General features: G+C 65.9%; 18 protein-coding genes. 1 reads left to right on the top strand and 17 read right to left on the bottom strand.

Annotated features, from left to right (window positions below; genetic code table 11):
• Window positions 1-5 precede the first annotated feature (5 nt).
• Window positions 6-317, bottom strand: a complete 312-nt coding sequence (locus IY716_RS00390) for a hypothetical protein (RefSeq protein ID WP_255316373.1) — start codon at window positions 315-317, stop codon at window positions 6-8.
• 80 nt (window positions 318-397) lie between these two features.
• Here IY716_RS00390 and nucS point away from each other — a divergent pair, with 80 nt between their 5' ends.
• Window positions 398-1,090 (top strand): endonuclease NucS, encoded by a 693-nt coding sequence (nucS, locus tag IY716_RS00385; protein ID WP_218219708.1) that lies wholly within the window; start codon window positions 398-400, stop codon window positions 1,088-1,090.
• A gap of 97 nt (window positions 1,091-1,187) precedes the next feature.
• On the opposite strand, the gene IY716_RS00380 is transcribed toward nucS, so the two are convergent.
• The 16 genes from IY716_RS00380 to thrC all read right to left on the bottom strand — a co-directional run bounded on the left by IY716_RS00380 (window position 1,188) and on the right by thrC (window position 17,767).
• Entirely contained in the window at window positions 1,188-1,454 is a 267-nt protein-coding gene (locus IY716_RS00380; protein ID WP_218219707.1) for a F0F1 ATP synthase subunit epsilon, read from the bottom strand.
• A 2-nt stretch (window positions 1,455-1,456) separates the two neighbouring features.
• Window positions 1,457-2,917, bottom strand: coding sequence for a F0F1 ATP synthase subunit beta (gene atpD, locus IY716_RS00375; RefSeq protein ID WP_218219706.1), 1,461 nt, complete (start codon window positions 2,915-2,917; stop codon window positions 1,457-1,459).
• A gap of 67 nt (window positions 2,918-2,984) precedes the next feature.
• Window positions 2,985-3,878, bottom strand: coding sequence for a F0F1 ATP synthase subunit gamma (locus IY716_RS00370; protein WP_218219705.1), 894 nt, complete (start codon window positions 3,876-3,878; stop codon window positions 2,985-2,987).
• Between the two features lie 55 nt (window positions 3,879-3,933).
• Complete coding sequence (atpA, locus tag IY716_RS00365) at window positions 3,934-5,562, bottom strand: F0F1 ATP synthase subunit alpha (protein ID WP_218219704.1); 1,629 nt, start codon at window positions 5,560-5,562, stop codon at window positions 3,934-3,936.
• A gap of 90 nt (window positions 5,563-5,652) precedes the next feature.
• On the bottom strand, window positions 5,653-6,462 hold the full coding sequence (locus IY716_RS00360) for a F0F1 ATP synthase subunit delta (protein WP_218219703.1): 810 nt from the start codon (window positions 6,460-6,462) through the stop codon (window positions 5,653-5,655).
• Window positions 6,462-7,031, bottom strand: a complete 570-nt coding sequence (locus IY716_RS00355) for a F0F1 ATP synthase subunit B (RefSeq protein ID WP_218221310.1) — start codon at window positions 7,029-7,031, stop codon at window positions 6,462-6,464. Before IY716_RS00355 ends, IY716_RS00360 begins: the two co-directional genes overlap by 1 nt.
• An 86-nt stretch (window positions 7,032-7,117) precedes the next feature.
• Window positions 7,118-7,321 carry an ATP synthase F0 subunit C gene (gene atpE, locus IY716_RS00350; protein ID WP_192590227.1) on the bottom strand — a complete coding sequence of 68 codons (204 nt, stop codon included), beginning with the start codon at window positions 7,319-7,321 and terminating at the stop codon, window positions 7,118-7,120.
• A gap of 129 nt (window positions 7,322-7,450) precedes the next feature.
• Window positions 7,451-8,242 carry a F0F1 ATP synthase subunit A gene (gene atpB / locus IY716_RS00345; protein ID WP_369699533.1) on the bottom strand — a complete coding sequence of 264 codons (792 nt, stop codon included), beginning with the start codon at window positions 8,240-8,242 and terminating at the stop codon, window positions 7,451-7,453.
• Between the two features lie 239 nt (window positions 8,243-8,481).
• The gene (locus IY716_RS00340; protein ID WP_218219701.1) at window positions 8,482-8,913 is read right to left on the bottom strand and encodes a hypothetical protein; all 432 of its coding nucleotides are present in this window, start codon (window positions 8,911-8,913) and stop codon (window positions 8,482-8,484) included.
• Window positions 8,910-10,139 carry an MraY family glycosyltransferase gene (locus tag IY716_RS00335; protein WP_218219700.1) on the bottom strand — a complete coding sequence of 410 codons (1,230 nt, stop codon included), beginning with the start codon at window positions 10,137-10,139 and terminating at the stop codon, window positions 8,910-8,912. The genes IY716_RS00340 and IY716_RS00335 overlap by 4 nt, the downstream gene beginning before the upstream one ends.
• Complete coding sequence (locus IY716_RS00330; RefSeq protein ID WP_218219699.1) at window positions 10,136-10,828, bottom strand: L-threonylcarbamoyladenylate synthase; 693 nt, start codon at window positions 10,826-10,828, stop codon at window positions 10,136-10,138. Before IY716_RS00330 ends, IY716_RS00335 begins: the two co-directional genes overlap by 4 nt.
• Window positions 10,816-11,727: a peptide chain release factor N(5)-glutamine methyltransferase gene (gene prmC, locus IY716_RS00325; RefSeq protein WP_218221309.1), complete on the bottom strand. Its 912-nt coding sequence runs from the start codon at window positions 11,725-11,727 to the stop codon at window positions 10,816-10,818. Before prmC ends, IY716_RS00330 begins: the two co-directional genes overlap by 13 nt.
• A gap of 62 nt (window positions 11,728-11,789) precedes the next feature.
• Entirely contained in the window at window positions 11,790-12,872 is a 1,083-nt protein-coding gene (prfA, locus tag IY716_RS00320; protein WP_218221308.1) for a peptide chain release factor 1, read from the bottom strand.
• Between the two features lie 143 nt (window positions 12,873-13,015).
• Complete coding sequence (gene rho, locus IY716_RS00315; protein ID WP_218219698.1) at window positions 13,016-15,259, bottom strand: transcription termination factor Rho; 2,244 nt, start codon at window positions 15,257-15,259, stop codon at window positions 13,016-13,018.
• 308 nt (window positions 15,260-15,567) lie between these two features.
• The gene (gene thrB / locus IY716_RS00310) at window positions 15,568-16,638 is read right to left on the bottom strand and encodes a homoserine kinase (RefSeq protein WP_218219697.1); all 1,071 of its coding nucleotides are present in this window, start codon (window positions 16,636-16,638) and stop codon (window positions 15,568-15,570) included.
• Between the two features lie 22 nt (window positions 16,639-16,660).
• Window positions 16,661-17,767: a threonine synthase gene (gene thrC / locus IY716_RS00305; protein WP_218219696.1), complete on the bottom strand. Its 1,107-nt coding sequence runs from the start codon at window positions 17,765-17,767 to the stop codon at window positions 16,661-16,663.
• Window positions 17,768-17,774: the final 7 nt, after the last annotated feature.

Genomic DNA, 17,774 nt, shown 5'->3' with positions numbered 1-17,774 from the left:
CGAACTCAGCCGATCCGCCAGCAATGGGTGTGCCAGTGCCGCCGATCGGCCGCCGCGTGCTCGTCGCCGAAGATGGAGTCCGCTCGCCAGGCCACCACATGAGCGGTGCCGGCGGAGACCGGAAGGTGGCAGCCGGGGCAGGTGTACTGCTTCTGAGCGGCGGAGGCCGAGATGTGGCGAACGTGATACTCGCCGTCGCGGCGGCGCACGGTGCCGGAGGAGAAGGCTCCCTGCCCGAAGACTCCCGCGGAGAGCGGCCGGTGCTCCCGCTGCCACTTCGACCCGCGGCGCCCTGACCCCTTCGCTGACTTCGCCATGCCTCTATTGTTCCAGGTGCTCACCTCGAGCGTGGGCGCGATGCACCGGGCGGCAGTCGGAGCGGGTAGTATCAGTCACCGTGCGATTGGTGATAGCGACCTGTTCAGTGTCATATTCCGGCCGGCTCAATGCCCATCTGGCCCAGGCCACGCGCCTGCTGATGGTCAAGGCCGACGGCGGGGTTCTCATCCACTCCGACGGAGGCTCCTATAAGCCGCTGAACTGGATGTCGCCCCCAGCCACCCTGCGGATCAGCGCACCCGATGCTCAGCAGCTCGAGGCCGGGATCTCCGAGGTCTGGACGGTCTCCGCCACCAAGAGCGATGACACGCTGAGCATCCTCATCAGCGAGATCCATGAGGACATCTCCCACGACCTCGGCGCAGACCCAGGGCTGGTCAAAGACGGCGTGGAATCCGATCTGCAGCGACTCCTCGCGGAACAGATCGAGCTTCTCGGGGCGGGGCACCGGCTCATTCGCCGAGAACACCCCACCCCGATCGGCCCCGTGGACCTGCTGGCACGCGGTCCCCAGGGCCACGTGGCGGTGGAGCTCAAGCGACGAGGCGACATCGACGGCGTGGAGCAGCTGACCCGCTACCTGGAGCTGCTCAATCGAGATCCGCTGCTGGCGCCGGTGCAGGGAATCTTCGCCGCCCAGCAGATCAAGCCGCAGGCTCGCACGCTCGCCGAGGACCGCGGCATCCGCTGCCTTGTCCTGGACTACGATGCGATGCGCGGCGTCGACGACGCCGACTCCCGCCTCTTCTGAACCGCTCCAGCTCCAGCAGCATAGAGAAAGAGCGGGCCCGGTCTCCATGATGGAGACCGGGCCCGCTCTTCACTGCTGAACTTTTCAGAGGACTGGCTCAGCCCTCGATCAGTTCGGCATCATCGGCGACGATGGTCACGCGGTCCGAATCGACCGAGAAGAACCCGCCATTGACCTTGGCCTTGATCGGGCCACCCTCGACGGGATCGATGAGCAGTTCACCCTCCGCCAGCAGCGACAGCACCGGAGTGTGACCGGGAAGAATGCCCATGTCGCCCTCCACTGTGCGCCCTCGGACGGACTTGGCAGCGCCGGACCAGACCGCGTGGTCGCTGGCGACCACCTGCACGTCGAGTTCAGCCATGATCAGGACCTCTTCTGCATCTCGGCGTAGAGGCGCTCGACATCATCGAGGCCGCCGACGTTGTAGAACGCCTGCTCGGGCACATGGTCGAGGTCACCGTTGGCGATGGCGTTGAAGCCTTCGATGGTGTCCTTGATCCCCACGGTGGAACCGTCCACACCGGTGAACTGCTTCGCGGTGTAGGTGTTCTGCGAGAGGAACTGCTCGATGCGGCGGGCGCGGGAGACGACGATCTTGTCCTCTTCGCCGAGCTCGTCGATGCCGAGGATCGCGATGATGTCCTGCAGCTCCTTGTTCTTCTGCAGGATCTGCTTCACGCGGGTCGCCGTGTCGTAGTGCTCCTGGCCCACGTACTGCGGGTCCAGAATGCGCGAGGTCGACGTGAGCGGATCCACAGCCGGGTACAGACCACGTGAGGCGATCGCACGGGAGAGCTCCGTGGTCGCGTCCAGGTGGGCGAACACGTTCGCCGGCGCTGGGTCCGTGTAGTCATCGGCGGGAACGTAGACGGCCTGCATCGAGGTGATCGAATGACCACGGGTCGAGGTGATGCGCTCCTGGAGCACACCCATCTCATCGGCGAGGTTCGGCTGGTAGCCCACGGCAGAGGGCATGCGGCCCAGCAGCGTGGAGACCTCGGAACCGGCCTGCGAGAAGCGGAAGATGTTGTCGATGAAGAGCAGCACGTCCTGGTTCTGCACATCGCGGAAGTACTCCGCCATGGTGAGCGCGCTCAGCGCCACACGCAGACGCGTGCCTGGCGGCTCATCCATCTGGCCGAAGACCAGCGCGGTGTCTTTGAGGACACCTGCCTCTTCCATCTCGACCCAGAGGTCGTTGCCCTCACGGGTACGCTCGCCGACGCCGGCGAAGACCGAGGTACCACCGAAGTTGCGGGCCACACGAGTGATCATCTCCTGGATGAGCACCGTCTTGCCCACACCGGCACCTCCGAAGAGGCCGATCTTGCCGCCGGAGATGTACGGGGTCAGCAGGTCGATCACCTTGATGCCGGTCTCCAGCATCTCAGTGGAGCCCTCGAGCGCTGCGAAGTTCGGCGCCGAACGGTGGATCGGCCAGCGGTCGGTCACCTCAAGCTCAGAGATCGGCATGTCCAGGGTCTCGCCCAGGACGTTGAAGATGTGACCCTTCACGGACTCGCCGACCGGCACAGAGATCGCAGAACCGGTGTCCTGGACCGGGGTGCCGCGCACCAGGCCATCAGTGGCCTGCAGCGAGATCGCCCGGATGAGGTTGTCGCCCAGGTGTGCGGCGGTCTCAAAGGTGATCTTGCGCGTCGTTCCGCCGAGGGTGACCTCGGAGGTGAGCGCGTTGTACATCGATGGGATGGAGTCGGCGGGGAACTCGATGTCCACGACCGGGCCGATCACGCGCGCGATGCGACCAGTCGCACCCGGCTGAGCGGTTCCTCCGGAGCTCTGCTCTGTAGTAGTGGCAGTCATCTCTCTCACTTCACTTGATCTTGGATGATGTCAAAACGTCTATAGGCCTGCGGGAGTACCCCGTGGGCTAGCTCGCGGCCAAGGCGTCGGCACCCGCGATGAGCTCGCTGAGCTCCTGGGTGATCTCCGCCTGGCGAGCGTTGTTGCGCAACAGGGTGTACTTCTTGATGAGGTCATCTGCGTTATCGGCAGCCGACTTCATCGCCCGCTGGCGGGCCGCGAGCTCGGAGGCCGAGGCTTCGAGCATCGCCGCGAAGATCTTGGACTCGATGTACCGCGGAAGCAGCGCATCGAGCACCTCCTCGGCGTTCGGCTCGAAGTCATAGAGCGGATTGGGCTCGTGCTCGTCCTCGGCGTCGCTCTCCACGAAGGCCAGCGGCAGCAGACGTCGCGCCACAGGCTCCTGCTTCACCATGGACTGGAACTCGGTGTAGACGAGGTACAGCTCATCCACGCCACCCTCCTCGGTGGGCTGCAGGAAGCGGTCCACCAAGGTGCGACCGATCTCCTGAGCACGTTCCACCTGGGGAGCGTCCGTGTTGCCGGTCCATACCTGGTCGTACTCCCGCTCGCGGAAGTCATAGAACGCCTGTGCCTTGCGTCCGTAGAGGTAGGGGCGGACTTCCTTGCCGTCTTCACGCAGCCGCTTCGTCAGGGCATCGCCCTGCTTGAGCACATTGGTGGAGTAGGCACCGGCAAGACCGCGGTCGCTGGTGAGGACCAGCACTGCCGCACGGGTGGGGTTCTCCACCTTTGTGGTCAGCACGTGATCGATGTCGTTCTGCGAGGCCACGGCGGAGACCGCACGCGTGATGGCTTCCGCGTATGGCAAGGCCGCACGCGCACGGCTGCGTGCTTTGCCGATGCGCGACGTCGCGATCAGCTCCATCGCCTTGAAGATCTTCTTCATCGACGAGGTCGATGCGATCTTCTGGCGGTAGACCCGGATCTGGGCTCCCATGCTTGTCCTTCCCTGATGTCTTCCAGTCGGTGATTCTGCAGGGCTGAGTGGTGGCTCAGCTCTTGGCTGGAATCTCTTCCTGGCTGATCTCGTCGGCGGACATCGCTTCGGTCTGCTCGTTGCCCACGAGGGACTCCGAACCCTCGGCGTGGAACTCCTTCTTGAACGCGACCATGGCTTCCTTGAGCGCGCTGACGGTGTCGTCCTCGAGCTTGCCCGAGGAGGCGATGTTGGTCAGCACATTGGTCTTGCGACGCAGGTAGTCCAGCCAGTCGGTCTCGAAGCGCTTGATGTCTGCGGTCTCGACATCGTCCAGGTGGCCCTGGGCGCCGGTCCAGATCGATGCGACCTGGTCCTCGACCGGGTATGGCGTGTACTGCGCCTGCTTGAGCAGCTCGGTCTGACGCTCACCGCGCACGAGCTGCTGGCGTGTAGCCGGATCCAGATCCGAGGCGAACATCGCGAAGGCCTGCATGTCGCGGTACTGCGCCAGGTCCAGCTTCAGCGTGCCGGAGACCTTCTTCATGGCCTTCATCTGAGCCGCACCACCCACACGGGAGACCGAGATACCCACATCGACGGCGGGCCGCTGGTTGGCGTTGAAGAGGTCCGACTGCAGGAAGATCTGACCATCGGTGATCGAGATGACGTTGGTCGGGATATAGGCCGAGACGTCGTTGGCCTTGGTCTCGATGAGCGGAAGACCGGTCATCGAACCTGCACCCAGCTCGTCGGAGAGCTTGGCACAGCGCTCGAGCAGACGGGAGTGGAGGTAGAACACGTCGCCGGGGAACGCTTCGCGCCCTGGCGGACGACGCAGCAGCAGCGACACTGCACGGTAGGCCTCGGCCTGCTTGGAGAGATCATCAAAGACGATGAGCACGTGCTTGCCGCCGTACATCCAGTGCTGGCCGATGGCCGACCCTGCGAACGGGGCGAGGTACTTATAGCCTGCTGGGTCGGAAGCCGGGGACGCCACGATGGTGGTGTATTCCAGCGCGCCGCGCTCCTCGAGAGTCTGCCGCACCGCTGCGATGGTGGAGGCCTTCTGGCCCACCGCCACGTAGACGCAGCGCACCTGCTTGTCGACGTCGCCGGACTCCCAGTTGGCCTTCTGGTTCAGGATCGCGTCGATCGCGATGGCGGTCTTGCCGGTCTGGCGGTCACCGATGATCAGCTGACGCTGTCCGCGGCCGATCGGGATCATGGCGTCGATCGCCTTGATGCCGGTCTGCAGCGGCTCGTGCACCGACTTGCGCTGCACCACCGAAGGCGCCTGCAGCTCCATCGGACGGCGACCCTCCGGAGTGATCTCGCCCTTGTCATCGATGGGCTTGCCGAGCGGGTCGACCACGCGACCCAGGAATTCGTCACCCACCGGGACGGAGAGGACCTCGCCGGTGCGAGTGACCTCCTGGCCCTCCTCGATGCCGGAGAACTCACCGAGGACCACGACGCCGATCTCGCGGGTGTCGAGGTTCTGGGCCAGGCCCAGGGTGCCGTCTTCGAAGCGAAGAAGTTCGTTTGCCATGGTCGAGGGAAGTCCCTCGACTCGAGCGATGCCGTCAGCCGCGGAGATCACACGTCCGACCTCGACGCGCTCAGCGCTGCCGGGATCGTAGGACGCTGCGAACTCGTTCAAGGCGTTGCGGACGTCGTCGGCGTTGATGGTCAAGTCGGCCATCTGCAGTCCCTGCTCTCCTCAGTCATGGCCGCAGTGTGCGGCCGGGTGGTTCAAAGATTCACGTGTATATGAGCTATGTCTTCTAGAAGACTAGCTGGCCAGCTTCCGGTGCAGTTCATTGAGCTTGGTGGCGACAGTGCTGTCGACCACCTCATCACCGACCTGTACACGAATGCCACCGACCACAGCTGGGTCGACGACGACGTCGAGTTGCAGCTCACGGCCGAAGTAGCGGTCGAGGCTGGCCCCGAGTCGCTGCACATAGGCCGAGTCCAGCTCTTTGGCGACGGTGACCTGCGCGATCCAACGCTGCTGACGCTCTGCGATCTGCTCCGAGAAGGATTCCAGAAGCTGCGTGGGACGCAGTCCCCGCGGCTTCGTGACTGCACGGTCGATCAACAGCCGCGCTTCGGAGCTGACGCCGGGCGAGAGACGCTCGGCGAGCTGCTTCTTCGCCTCGGGACGAGCCTGCGCATCCGTCAGCGCGCGCTGCACCTCATGCGAGGACGCCACGGTCCGACGGAAGTCCAGCAGGGTCGTCTCGAGGTTCTCGAGTCCCTTCAAGCCATCGCGCTCGGCCTGTCGCGTCACCACGATGACCGCCATGATCTCCACGGCGTCGCCCAGGTCACGCTCACGGCTCCAGCGTCGTGAGACCAGAGCCTCGAGGATCGACGCGGCAGCGGAGGTGACCTTGCCGCCGAAGAGGCTCCGGACCATCGCTGCTCGGGCCAGCGGCTCGCGCGAAGGATCGGTGAGGCTGCGACGCAGCCCCGCCGAGGAGTCGAGCACGTCCAGTGCGGCGAAGAGCTCTTCGGCAACCTCGAGATCAGCCTGCGAGATCACCGGAGCGAGCTCGCGCTGCACCGTTGCGAGAGATTCGGTGGTCACCGCTGCCATTACTGCGCCGCCCCCGTCTGGCCGGCCTGTGCTGACTGATCAGCGTCGAGATCGGCCAGGAAGCGGTCCACCACTCGCTGGGAGCGGGTGTCGTCTTCGAGGGCTTCCCCGACGATGCGACTTGCGAGCTGGGTGGCCAACGTGCCCACCTCTGCCTGCAGGGAATGCGCAGCCGAAGCCCGCTCGGCGGCGATGTGCTGCTGAGCCTGCTCGGTGATGCGAGCGGCCTCGGCGGCCGCCTTCTCCTTGTGCTCGGCAACGATCTCGGCGCCCTCGGCGCGAGCCTCCTCACGGAGACGGCTCGCCTCAGCGCGTGCCTCGCTCAGGTTCTTCTCGTACTCAGCCTTCATGGCCTCGGCCTCGGCCTGAGCCTTCTCAGCTTCGTGCAGGCCACCTTCGATGGCCTGTCTGCGGTCCTGGTAAGCCTTCTCGAACGCCGGGGCGATGAACTTCACCACGACGAAGAGCAGCGCGGCGAAGCCGACTGCGCTGGCGAGAATCTCCCAGGGATTGGGAACAAGGGGGTTTGCGTCCTCGGCCGCGGCCTGGAGCAATTGTGCCCTGATCATGCGTTCACCCATTTCCATAGTCTGACGGTCCTATGACCGTGGTTCTGCGCTCCTGCGCCAACGTCCACGGCATCATGTTGCGACCTCTAGAGGACGAAGGCGAAGACCAGAGCCAGAATCGCAAGCGCCTCGGCGAGTGCGAAGCCGAGCAGTGCGATGGGCTGCAGGATGCGCTGTGCCTCGGGCTGGCGGGCAACACCGTTGATGTAGGCCGAGAAGATCAGACCCACACCGATGGCGGAACCGATGGATGCCAGGCCGTAGCCGATCAGGTTAAGGGAACCATCCATGTCCTTGTGCTCTCTTTCTGATAAGGATGCCGGCAGGTACACCGACAGATTCTTGGGTGCATCCCCACCCCCGGTCGAGCCGGGCATGGAGGTTTTTTCTCATGGGCGTGTGCCCTGAAAATCTTGTGGCTAGTGGGCGTCCGCTTCGATGGCGCCCTGCAGATAGATCGCCGTCAGCAGTGCGAAGACGAAGGCCTGCAGCACCATCATGAGCAGCTCGAGGAAGTACAGCGCGATGAAGCCGATCAGGACCAGGACGCCGGTGGCGTTCATCAGCAGCGACTCCTGCTGGCCGATGAGGAATTCAGCGCCGGAACCGGCGAGCATCACGATCATGTGACCGGCGAGCATCACGGCCATGAGTCGCAGCGAGTGCGTCACCGGACGGACGATGAAGTTCGAGATGATCTCCAGAGGGATCAGCAGCGGGAGCACGGCCTTGGGGACACCGGCCGGAACGACTGCCAGCTTGAAGTAGCGCGGCCCGTACTTCTGCACGCCGACACCGATCCAGGTGAAGTACACGATGGCTGCCATCAGATAGGCAGGACCGGCGTGGGAGAACGTCGGCATCTGCAGGAGCGGGATGGCGCCGAAGAGGTTGTTGACCAGCACGAAGAAGAAGATCGCAAAGAGGAAGGGCACCCATTTGGCGAAATGCTTCTCGCCGAGGATGTCCTTCGCGATGGTGTTGCGGACGAATCCGTAGCCTGCCTCTGCGGCCCACTGCAATCGTGACGGGACCAGCGACCGCTTCCGGATGGCCCACATGAAGAACAGGTAGATGATGATCACTGAAAGGATCGCCATCAGCATGTTCTTGCCGAAGCCTGTCCCCCATTCGGCCATCCACGGGAAGATCTCTGGGAGGTGGGTATCACTGATCGTGGGCGGCGTGAATCCACCTTCATTGGTGGCCATGAGCGCAAGCGACTGCAACGCTGGTCCTCTCTGCGGTGTCTTTCGATCCTGACAAGGATGAGCAATTGGTGCGGCGGCGAGTGGAGTGAAGCTCGTCAGCCTGACGCGACCCTCGGCAAGCCTACCAAACACATTGTGTGATCCAGAGCATGGCCGATTTCTGCACTCAGTCTACTACATCGCGTAGAACTTACCGGACGCGGGCTGTGGCCGAGCGGGCTCCGACGTGGGGCGTCGTGTCAGGAGTGCGGCGTCACGGTGAAGCGCATCCTGCTGAAGGCCAGCAGCTCCGCCGTCTGCCAGACCACCACGACTGCGAGGGCCGTGAGCCCTGCCCATGCGGCGCTGACCCAGTCAGGTGCCTGCACCGTGCTCAGCACGATGCCGAGCAGCACGATCTTGACCACGAAGCCCAGCATGAACGCGACGATCGTCAGTCCAGGGGCGTGACGCTCAGCGAGGTCCACGATGAGCAGTGTGAGCGCTGAGAGAAGCACGACCGCGATACCACCCCCTGCCGCACTGCCGGCCGCCGCGGGTCCCCCCAGCACCCAGCCCAGTCCTGTGGCCAGTGCGGTGGCGAGCAGACCTGCCGCGCAGGCGACGATCAGCACCCGCCGCCATCCGGTGAAACGTTCGACCGGCTCCGGGGCCGCGAAAGGCTGGCTCACAGCTGTCCTTCCTCGGCCGCAGCGGGGCCTGGTTCCTGGGGTGGTTCATAGGGAGAGTGTGCAGGCTCTCCGCGACGCTGTCGGAGGCGGCGCTCGCGCAGCGCCTGTTCCGCGGCGGCGCGGTTCACCCGGCGGGCTCGGCGGCGCAGCCAGGGTCCCAGGGTGAACACCACGGCGGCGCCGAGGCTGAGGATCATCAGCAGGGTGACGATCCACCATTCGACGAAGTACAGGGACACCGCGCCGAAGGCGAACAGGGCGGACCAGAAGTAGAGCAGCAGCACCGCCTGCGGATGTGAGTATCCGCCGTCGACCAGCTTGTGGTGCAGGTGACCGCGGTCCGGGCTGAACGGGGAGGCGCCGCGCGCGGTGCGCCGGGCCACGGCAAGCGCAAGATCCAACAGCGGCAGCAACGTCACAGCCAGCGGCAGCAGGATCGGCATGTACGCCGGAATGTTGCGGAACCTGAAGCCTTCGGTCAGCTGGCCGACGTCGGCGGTCACCGCGAGGGCGCCGGCTGCCATCACCAGACCCAGCAGCATCGCCCCGGTGTCACCCATGATGATCCGCGAGGGGTAGAAGTTGTGCGGCAGGAAGCCGAGACAGGATCCCAGCAGCACCGCCATCAGCAGAGTCACCAGGTTGGAGGCGTCGAAGGCGTTGATCGAGAGCGTGAGCAGGTAGCTGTAGATGAAGAAGGCGGCCGCACCGAGTGCCGCGACGCCTGAGGCCAGCCCGTCGAGCCCGTCGATGAAGTTGAAGGCGTTGATCGTGAGCACCACCACGAAGACCGTCAGGAAGGCCTGCACCCATGGCCCGCCGACGCCCAGCCAGCCCACCGGCATCACCTCCAGCGTGATGCCATGGACCACCAGGATGACGGCGGATCCCACCTGTCCGGCGAGTTTGACCATCCAGGGGATGTCCCAGGCGTCGTCGGCCATCCCGACGAGGAGGATCAGCACCATCGCGGCGAAGACTCCGCGCACCGGAGTGAGGTCGGCGAAGATTCCCTCCAGATACGGGATGGTGGAGGCGGCGGCGAGCCCCACGATCATGCCTAAGAACATCGCCACCCCGCCCCAGCGCGGCTTGATCTGACTGTGTACGTCGCGGTCCCGGATCTGGGTGTAGATGCCCAGCTTCAACGCGATCATGCGGACCAGCGGCGTCAGCAGATACGTGACCACCATCGACACGGCCAGGACAGCAAGGAAGTAGATCATGAGGGAGAGTCGGAGGCCTCTGCATCAGCTGCATCTTCGAGGCCGCGCACCGAGGGCTCGATAGCCTGGATCTCTGCCAGGGGCAGCGCGCCCTGGCGCACCACGCGGGGAGGTGTCACCGTCGCGTCGATGATCGTTGAGGCGGCGCTGGAGCTGCGGTCGCCGCCGTCGAGGTAGACCGAGACGGACTCTGCGAGCATCTGCTGAGCCTCCGCGACACTGGTGGCGGCGTCCATGCCCGTCCGGTTCGCCGAGGAGACTGCGAGCGGACCGGTGGCGCTCAACAGGTCCAGCGCCAGCTCATCGGCGGGCATGCGCAGCGCCACGGTTCCGTGGGTCTCCCCCAGGTCCCAGTGCAGCGAGGGCTGAGCCTGCAGGATCAGAGTCATCGCGCCGGGCCAGAAGGCCTCGGCGAGTGCGCGCGCCGCCTCCGGCACGTCCACCGCCAGGGCATCCATGACCTCTGCTCGGCCGATCAGGACCGGCGGAGGCATCGCACGGCTGCGACCCTTGGCGGCGAGCAGCACAGCGACCGCCTGCGGGGAGAAGGCGTCGGCGCCGATGCCGTAGACGGTGTCGGTGGGCAGGACGACGACCTCTCCGCGGGAGAGTGCGTCCTGGGCCTGGGCGATCCCGTCAGCGCGGGAGGCTGGGTCCATGCAGTCGAGTGTTCGGCTCACGCGGGCCATTCTTTCATGGGCGATGCGGGTTCTTCGTCAAGGGTGGCACTTGTGGCTCGGTCACGTCCGGTGAGGTCCTGGTGCGTGGCCACCGCGCTCAGTGCCGCGTCGGTGCGGCAGCGCGCGGCCAGCGCCGGGGCCTGAACCTCGGCATGTTCGAGGATGAACCATCCACCCGGGACCAGCAGCCGTTTGGCGGTCTCGATCACGGCGAAGGGCATGGCAAGGCCGTGCGCCCCGCCGCCATAGAGCGCCAGTTCGGGATCATGGACCCGGACCTCCTCCTCGCGCGGAACCATTCCCTCAGGGATATAGGGAGGATTGGAGACGACGACGTCGAAGCTCGCCTCCCACTCCGGCGGCACCTCACGCAGGTCGCGCTGGTGCAGCGTCACCCCGAGCGGGGCGAGGTTCAGCTCGGCCCAGGCCGCTGCGGCCGCGGAGAGCTCCACCGCGTGGACCTCGGCCTGCGGGTGCTCGGCGGCGATGGCGGCGGCAAGGGCGCCGGACCCGGTTCCCAGGTCCACCACTCGTGGCCTCCACCCAGCGGGCCGACTCTGCGCCATGGAGCTCAGCTGGTCGAGTGCGACCTGGACCACCTGCTCCGTCTCGGGTCGTGGGATGAACACCCCGGGTCCCACCCGAAGCTGGAGGTGCCTGAAGGGTGCACGCCCGGTCAGGTGCTGCAGGGGCACGCGATCGGCCCGCTCCCCCACCAGCTCGGTGAAGCGCGCGGCCTGCGCCGCAGTCAGCACCCTGCCGGCGATCGCCATCGCTGCGAGACGTCCGCGGGAGACGTCCAGCACATGGGCGGCAAGCACCTCGGCGTCCACGCGCGGGCTGGGCACGCCGGCTGCGCTGAGCCGCTGGATCGCGTCGCGCAGGAGCACCTCGGCGCTGTTGTCCATCTCGGAGTTGTTGTCCACCTGGGCGCTGTGATCCACCTCTGAATCGTGCTGGACCACTGCCGTCAGCTCTCGGTGTCGTTCAGCGCCGCGAGTCGCTCCTGCTCATCGAGCTGGACGCAGGACTGGATCACTGCTTCGAGGTCGCCGTTGATCACGGTGTCGAGGTTGTAGGCCTTGTACCCGCTGCGGTGGTCCGCGATCCGGTTCTCCGGATAGTTGTAGGTGCGGATCCGTTCGGAGCGGTCCATGGTGCGGACCTGGGACTTGCGCACCTGGGCGTTGTCGGCGTCGATCTGTTCCTGCTGGTGGGCCAGGATCCGGGAGCGCAGCACACGCATCGCGGCATCCTTGTTCTGCAGCTGCGACTTCTCGTTCTGCATGGCCACCACGATCCCGGTGGGCAGGTGGGTGATGCGCACCGCGGAGTCCGTGGTGTTCACGGACTGCCCGCCCGGGCCTGAGGAGCGGTAGACGTCGATCTTGAGATCATTCTGGCTGAGTTCGATCTCCTCCGGCTCATCGACCTCGGGAAGGACGAGCACGCCGGCAGCCGAGGTGTGGATTCGTCCCTGCGATTCTGTCTCGGGCACGCGCTGCACGCGGTGCACGCCACCTTCGAACTTCAGGTGGGCGTAGACGCCCAAGGCAGGATCATTGGTGGAGGACTTGATCGCCATCTGCACATCCTTATAGCCGCCGGCGTCCGAGGCGGTGGCCGAGAGGATCTCGGTCTTCCAGCCCTTGGACTCGGCGTACCGGGTGTACATGCGCAGCAGGTCACCGGCGAAGAGCGCCGCCTCGTCACCACCGGCACCGCCCTTGACCTCGATGATCACGTTGCGCACATCATTCTCATCGCGAGGAATCAGCATGCGCAGCAGCTTGGCGGCGGCGGCGTCGAGCTGCTCGGTCAGCGCCGGGATCTCCGCCGCGAACTCCGCATCCTCCTCGGCGAGCTCCTGGGTGGTGGCGAGGTCCTCGCTGATCCGCTTCCAGTTCTTGTGGGCCTCCGCGACCCCGTTGAGCTGGGCATAGCGGCGCCCCAGGCGGCGCGCCAGCGACTGGTCGGCATGGACCTCGGGGTCGGCAAGCTGCTCCTGGAGCTCAGCGTGCTCAGCGAGCAGCGTCGAGACGGAGTCGAACATCCGGGCATTGATCTCTGCACTCATGGGCGAGTTCTCTCTGTTTCCGTGACTCCCCGATCATGCGGGGTGCGTGCGAACCGTGATGGTACAGGCAAAGCCCGGGGCGAGCTCATGCTCACCCCGGGCTTGCGCTGTTGAAGCAGCTAGTTGCCTTTGTCTCCGAGTGCTGTCTTGGAGGCGCGCATCAGGAACTCCGCATTGGACTGGGTCTCCTTGAGCTTGTTGATCAGCAGCTCGAGGCCCTGTTCCTGCTCGAGTCCGGACAGGACGCGGCGCAGCTTCCACATGATCTTGACCTCCTCCGGCGAGAGCAGGTTCTCCTCGCGTCGGGTGGAGGACTCGTTGACGCTGACGGCGGGGAAGATCCGCTTGTCCGCCAGGCGGCGGGACAGACGCAGCTCCATGTTGCCGGTGCCCTTGAACTCCTCGAAGATGACCTCGTCCATCTTGGACCCGGTCTCCACCAGTGCGGTGGCGAGGATGGTCAGCGAGCCGCCGTTCTCGATGTTGCGCGCAGCACCGAAGAACCGCTTCGGCGGGTAGAGCGCATTGGCGTCCACGCCGCCGGAGAGGATGCGGCCCGAGGCAGGGGCGGCAGTGTTGTAGGCGCGTCCGAGTCGAGTCATGGAGTCCAGCAGCACGACGACGTCCTTGCCCAGCTCCACGAGACGCTTCGCGCGTTCGATCGCCAGCTCGGCGACCGTGGTGTGGTCCTCGGCGGGGCGGTCGAAGGTCGAAGCGATGACCTCGCCGTCGACCGAGCGCTGCATGTCGGTGACTTCCTCGGGACGCTCGTCGACCAGGACCATCATGAGGTGAACCTCAGGGTTGTTGATCTTGATCGCGCTGGCCAGGGCCTGCAGGATGATCGTCTTGCCGGCCTTGGGCGGGGAGACGATGAGTCCGCGCTGGCCCTTGCCGATGGGGGCGATGAGGTCGATCACGCGTGGCGCGATGTTCTTCGGGTCACCTTCGAGGCGCAGACGGTCCTGCGGATAGAGCGGAACCAGCTTGCTGAACTCGACACGATCGGTGTTGGACTCGGCGGGACGTCCGTTCACCGCGTCGAGCTTCACTAGTGCGTTGAACTTGGCCCGCTTATTGGGGTTCTCGCCTTCGCGGGGTGCGCGGATGTGACCGTGGACGGCGTCGCCCTTGCGCAGGTTGTGCCGCTTGACCTGGGCGAGCGAGACGTAGACGTCGTTGGGTCCGGAGAGGTAGCCCGAGGTGCGCACGAAGGCGTAGTTGTCGAGCACGTCCAGGATGCCAGCCACGGGGACCAGGACGTCATCCTCGGTGATCTCGGTGTCATCCACCTCGGGGTCGCGTCCGCGGCGGCGGTTGTTGCGGTCTCCGCGATCATTGCGATCGTTACGGTCATTGCGATCGTTTCGATCGTTGCGGTCATTGCGGTTCCGGTTGCGACGGTTGCGCCGCTCCTCGTCGCGGCCGCCGTCGTTGCGGTTGTTGTCGCGGTTGTTGTCACGACCACCGTCATTGCGGCTGTTGCGACCGCCGTCGTCGTTGCGGTTGTCGCGGCTGCTGTTGCGACCGCCGCCGTCGTTGCGATTGTCGCGGCTGCTGTCACGACCGCCGTCGTCATTGCGGTTGTCGCGGCTGTTGTCGCGGCCGCCGTCGTTGCGGCTATCGCGGTTGTTGTCGCGGGTGTTGTTCTCGCCGTTGTTCTCGCGATTGCCGTCATTGCGGTTGTTGTCGCGATTGCGGCGACCCCGACCGTCGCCCTCGTTGTCCTGATCCGCGCCGTTGGACTGCGTGGAGCTGGACTCCTGGCCGTTCTGCTGCTGGCCACCGTTGTCGTCACGATTGCGATTGCGGCGGTTTCGATTGCGTCCGCGGGGCTGACCGTCGCCGGAGTCCTCGGAGCCGTTGTTCTGGGCACCCTGCTGGTCCGCGCTGCGGTCCTCGGCTGCCGCCTGCTCCGAGCGACCGTTCTTCTCAGTGCGGGCGTTCTTGGCATTCTCAGCGCCGGCGTCGTTCTGTGTCGTGTCGGCCTGCTCGGCCTCCTGCGGCGCGGCGTCGGCCTTGGCCCGGCGACGGTTGCGCTTCGGGGCGGCCGGCTCGTCGGCTGCGGCCTTCCCCTGGGTCTCTCCGCCTGCGGCGGACTGTCCGTCACGACCCTCGGTGGCCGTCTGGTCCTGCTTCTTGTCACGTTCGGCGACTGCACCGCCGCGCTGATGCGAGGAGATGGCCTCGACCAGCGCGGACTTACGCATGCGGGAGCTTCCGGTGATGCCGAGCTGGGAGGCAAGCGCCTGCAGCTGGGCGAGCTTCAGACCGGCAAGCCCGGAGCTTTTGGCCTCGGGTGCAGCGGACTCGGCCGTCTCGGCGGTCTGAGTCGCAGTGGTCTCAGCGGTGGTTTCTGTCACGAAGGTTCCTTCCCCCTCGTCAGGCAGGCCCGGCGGATGCGCCGTCCTGCGGTGTCTTCAACGGAGCGTCAGAGGTCCGTTGGCTTATTTCTGTTTCTTCCGCGCATACAACGTTGGGGAGATTTCTTGCATGGTCCGCGTCCCCGGCGGGGAGTGGGATCATCGCGGGGCTCTGTTGGATCCCCCTCGGCGGAGAGGGCAGCAGCCAGCGCGCTCAGGAAAAAGTGCAACTCGCGCGGGAGAACATTCCGATGATCGCCTTGGGTCCATCATGGTGGTCCTGGAGGCTCAGCATGCGGAGCATACTGTCATTGCGAATGTGATTCCACTGTAGCACCTGTCCCCGCGATGGGCAGGATCCAGGGCGTGAACACGTGGCCCCGCGAGTCGGGCCCGCCACGTGCGACGATGTGTTCTGCTGCGCGCTCCGCCTGTTCATCGCCCGCCGCGAGGACCAGGACCGAGGGGCCGGCCCCGGAGATGACCGCCGCGAACCCGGCTGCGCGCAGCGAATCCACCAGAGCCATAGAGCCGGGGAAGGCCGGGCGGCGCTGCTCCTGATGGAGTGAGTCCTCCGTCGCCTCCAGGAGCAGGTCCGGGGCGGTGGTCAGCGCGTGCACGAGCAGCGCTGCCCGTGCCGAGTTGCGTGCCGCGGCGGCATGCGGCAATTGGGAGGGCAGGAGGTCCCGGGCCACCTGGGTGGACTGCTCGAAGTTGGGCACGGCGACGACGGTGCGCAGCTGAGCGTGGGGAGCCAGCCGCGCGGTCTTGAAGGCTCCCGGCCTTTCAGGGGTCGCTGCGTCGGGCTGCTGCTGCCAGGAGATCGCTACGCCTCCGCGCAGGGCGGGCACGTAGTTGTCCGGGTGACCCTCGATGCGCGAGCCGATCTGCAGCTTCTCATCTTCGGTGAGTCCTTCTGGAAGCAGCGCATCGGCGGTCATGACGGCCGATGCCACCGCGGAGGCCGAGGATCCGAGTCCTCGGCTGTGCGGGATGTTGTTCTGCGCACGGACCTGCAGATCGGGCAGGCTGTAGCCCTTGGCCGCCAGGATCTTCTCGACCAGGGTCACCACCAGGTGCGAGGCGTCGCGGGGAAGTGTGGCGGATCCTTCGCCCTCCACGGAGATCTCGATGCTGGCCTCGGCCCCCGCACGCGGGGAGGCCTGGACGGTGATCTCGTCGTAGAGTCCCAGCGCGAGGCCCATGGTGTCGTAGCCGGGACCGAGGTTTGCCGAGGTGGCCGGCACGCTCAGCTGAAACGTAAGCGGGGCCGACAGCGGCTCGCTGAGACGGAGCTGCGTGATCGGCGCGCCGGGAGCCGCTTCGGGCCCATCGGCGATCGCCTGCTCAGGCGCCAGTCCCTGACCCAGCTTGTCCATGCTGTTCTGCCCACTCATACGATCAGAGCCCCAGCTGACGAGCCACAGTCTCCACGTCCTGCGGAACCATGGTCGGCGTGACATCGGAGCCGTCGGCGTTCTTCAGCGCCCAGTCGGGGTCCTTGAGCCCATGCCCGGTCACCGTGATCACGATGGTCTTCTCGGCTGGCACCTCCCCGGCGGAATGCTTCTTGATCAGCCCGGCCACTCCGGCGGCGGAGGCCGGCTCCACGAAGACACCCTCCTTGGAGGAGAGCCAGCGGTGGGCCGCGAGGATCTCCTCGTCGGTCACCGCTTCGATCACACCTGCGGAGTCATCGCGCGCGGCCTCGGCCTTCTCCCATGACGCGGGGTTGCCGATCCGGATGGCGGTGGCGACCGTCTCCGGCTCGGTGATGGGGTGTCCGTGGACGATCGGGGCGGCACCTTCGGCCTGGAAGCCCCACATGATCGGGGTGTGACTGGCCACCGCGGCGAGCTCCTCACCGCCCTCGACGTGGGGATTGGTCCAGGGCTGGGAGTACTCCTGGTAGCCCTTCCAGTAGGCGGTGATGTTGCCGGCGTTGCCGACTGGGAGCAGGTGGTAGTCCGGGGCGTCGCCGAGCGCATCGACGACCTCGAAGGCTCCGGTCTTCTGTCCCTCGATGCGGGCCGGGTTCACGGAGTTGACCAGGAAGACCGGGTAGTTCTCGGAGAGCTTCCGAGCGATGTCGAGGCAGCCGTCGAAGTTGCCGTCCACCTGGATGAGCTCCGCGCCATGGGCCACTGCCTGGGAGAGCTTGCCCATGGCGATCTTCCCGGCGGGCACCAGCACCGCGCAGGTCAGTCCGGCCTGGGTCGCATAGGCGGCTGCGGAGGCTGAGGTGTTTCCGGTGGAGGCGCAGACCACGGCCTTGGCACCCTCGGCCACGGCGGCGGTCATCGCCATGGTCATGCCGCGGTCTTTGAAGGAGCCGGTGGGATTCATCCCCTCGACCTTGAGATAGACCGTTCCGGAGACCAGTTCTGACAGCGCCGGCGCGTGGACCAGCGGGGTTCCGCCCTCCCCGAGGGTGATGACCTGGGTCGAGTCATCGACAGGAAGTCGCTCTGCATATTCACGGATCACTCCGCGCCATTGGTGCGCCACGTAGGGG

Source organism: Nesterenkonia sp. Act20 (genome assembly GCF_019173455.1).
In the GTDB taxonomy this organism is placed as follows: Bacteria; Actinomycetota; Actinomycetes; order Actinomycetales; family Micrococcaceae; genus Nesterenkonia.
Note: the sequence above shows the minus strand (reverse complement) of the source record. Positions and strands in the feature narration are given on the sequence as shown.

Excerpts from the sequence above, each read along its gene's own strand:
- IY716_RS00390 (WP_255316373.1), bottom strand. The coding sequence starts at position 317 with ATGGCGAAGTCAGCGAAGGGGTCAGGGCGCCGCGGGTCGAAGTGGCAG.
- IY716_RS00380 (WP_218219707.1), bottom strand. The coding sequence starts at position 1,454 with ATGGCTGAACTCGACGTGCAGGTGGTCGCCAGCGACCACGCGGTCTGG.
- atpD (WP_218219706.1), bottom strand. The coding sequence starts at position 2,917 with ATGACTGCCACTACTACAGAGCAGAGCTCCGGAGGAACCGCTCAGCCG.
- IY716_RS00370 (WP_218219705.1), bottom strand. The coding sequence starts at position 3,878 with ATGGGAGCCCAGATCCGGGTCTACCGCCAGAAGATCGCATCGACCTCG.
- atpA (WP_218219704.1), bottom strand. The coding sequence starts at position 5,562 with ATGGCCGACTTGACCATCAACGCCGACGACGTCCGCAACGCCTTGAAC.
- IY716_RS00360 (WP_218219703.1), bottom strand. The coding sequence starts at position 6,462 with ATGGCAGCGGTGACCACCGAATCTCTCGCAACGGTGCAGCGCGAGCTC.
- IY716_RS00355 (WP_218221310.1), bottom strand. The coding sequence starts at position 7,031 with ATGATCAGGGCACAATTGCTCCAGGCCGCGGCCGAGGACGCAAACCCC.
- atpE (WP_192590227.1), bottom strand. The coding sequence starts at position 7,321 with ATGGATGGTTCCCTTAACCTGATCGGCTACGGCCTGGCATCCATCGGT.
- atpB (WP_369699533.1), bottom strand. The coding sequence starts at position 8,242 with ATGGCCACCAATGAAGGTGGATTCACGCCGCCCACGATCAGTGATACC.
- IY716_RS00335 (WP_218219700.1), bottom strand. The coding sequence starts at position 10,139 with ATGATCTACTTCCTTGCTGTCCTGGCCGTGTCGATGGTGGTCACGTAT.
- IY716_RS00330 (WP_218219699.1), bottom strand. The coding sequence starts at position 10,828 with ATGGCCCGCGTGAGCCGAACACTCGACTGCATGGACCCAGCCTCCCGC.
- prmC (WP_218221309.1), bottom strand. The coding sequence starts at position 11,727 with ATGGACAACAGCGCCGAGGTGCTCCTGCGCGACGCGATCCAGCGGCTC.
- prfA (WP_218221308.1), bottom strand. The coding sequence starts at position 12,872 with ATGTTCGACTCCGTCTCGACGCTGCTCGCTGAGCACGCTGAGCTCCAG.
- thrB (WP_218219697.1), bottom strand. The coding sequence starts at position 16,638 with ATGGACAAGCTGGGTCAGGGACTGGCGCCTGAGCAGGCGATCGCCGAT.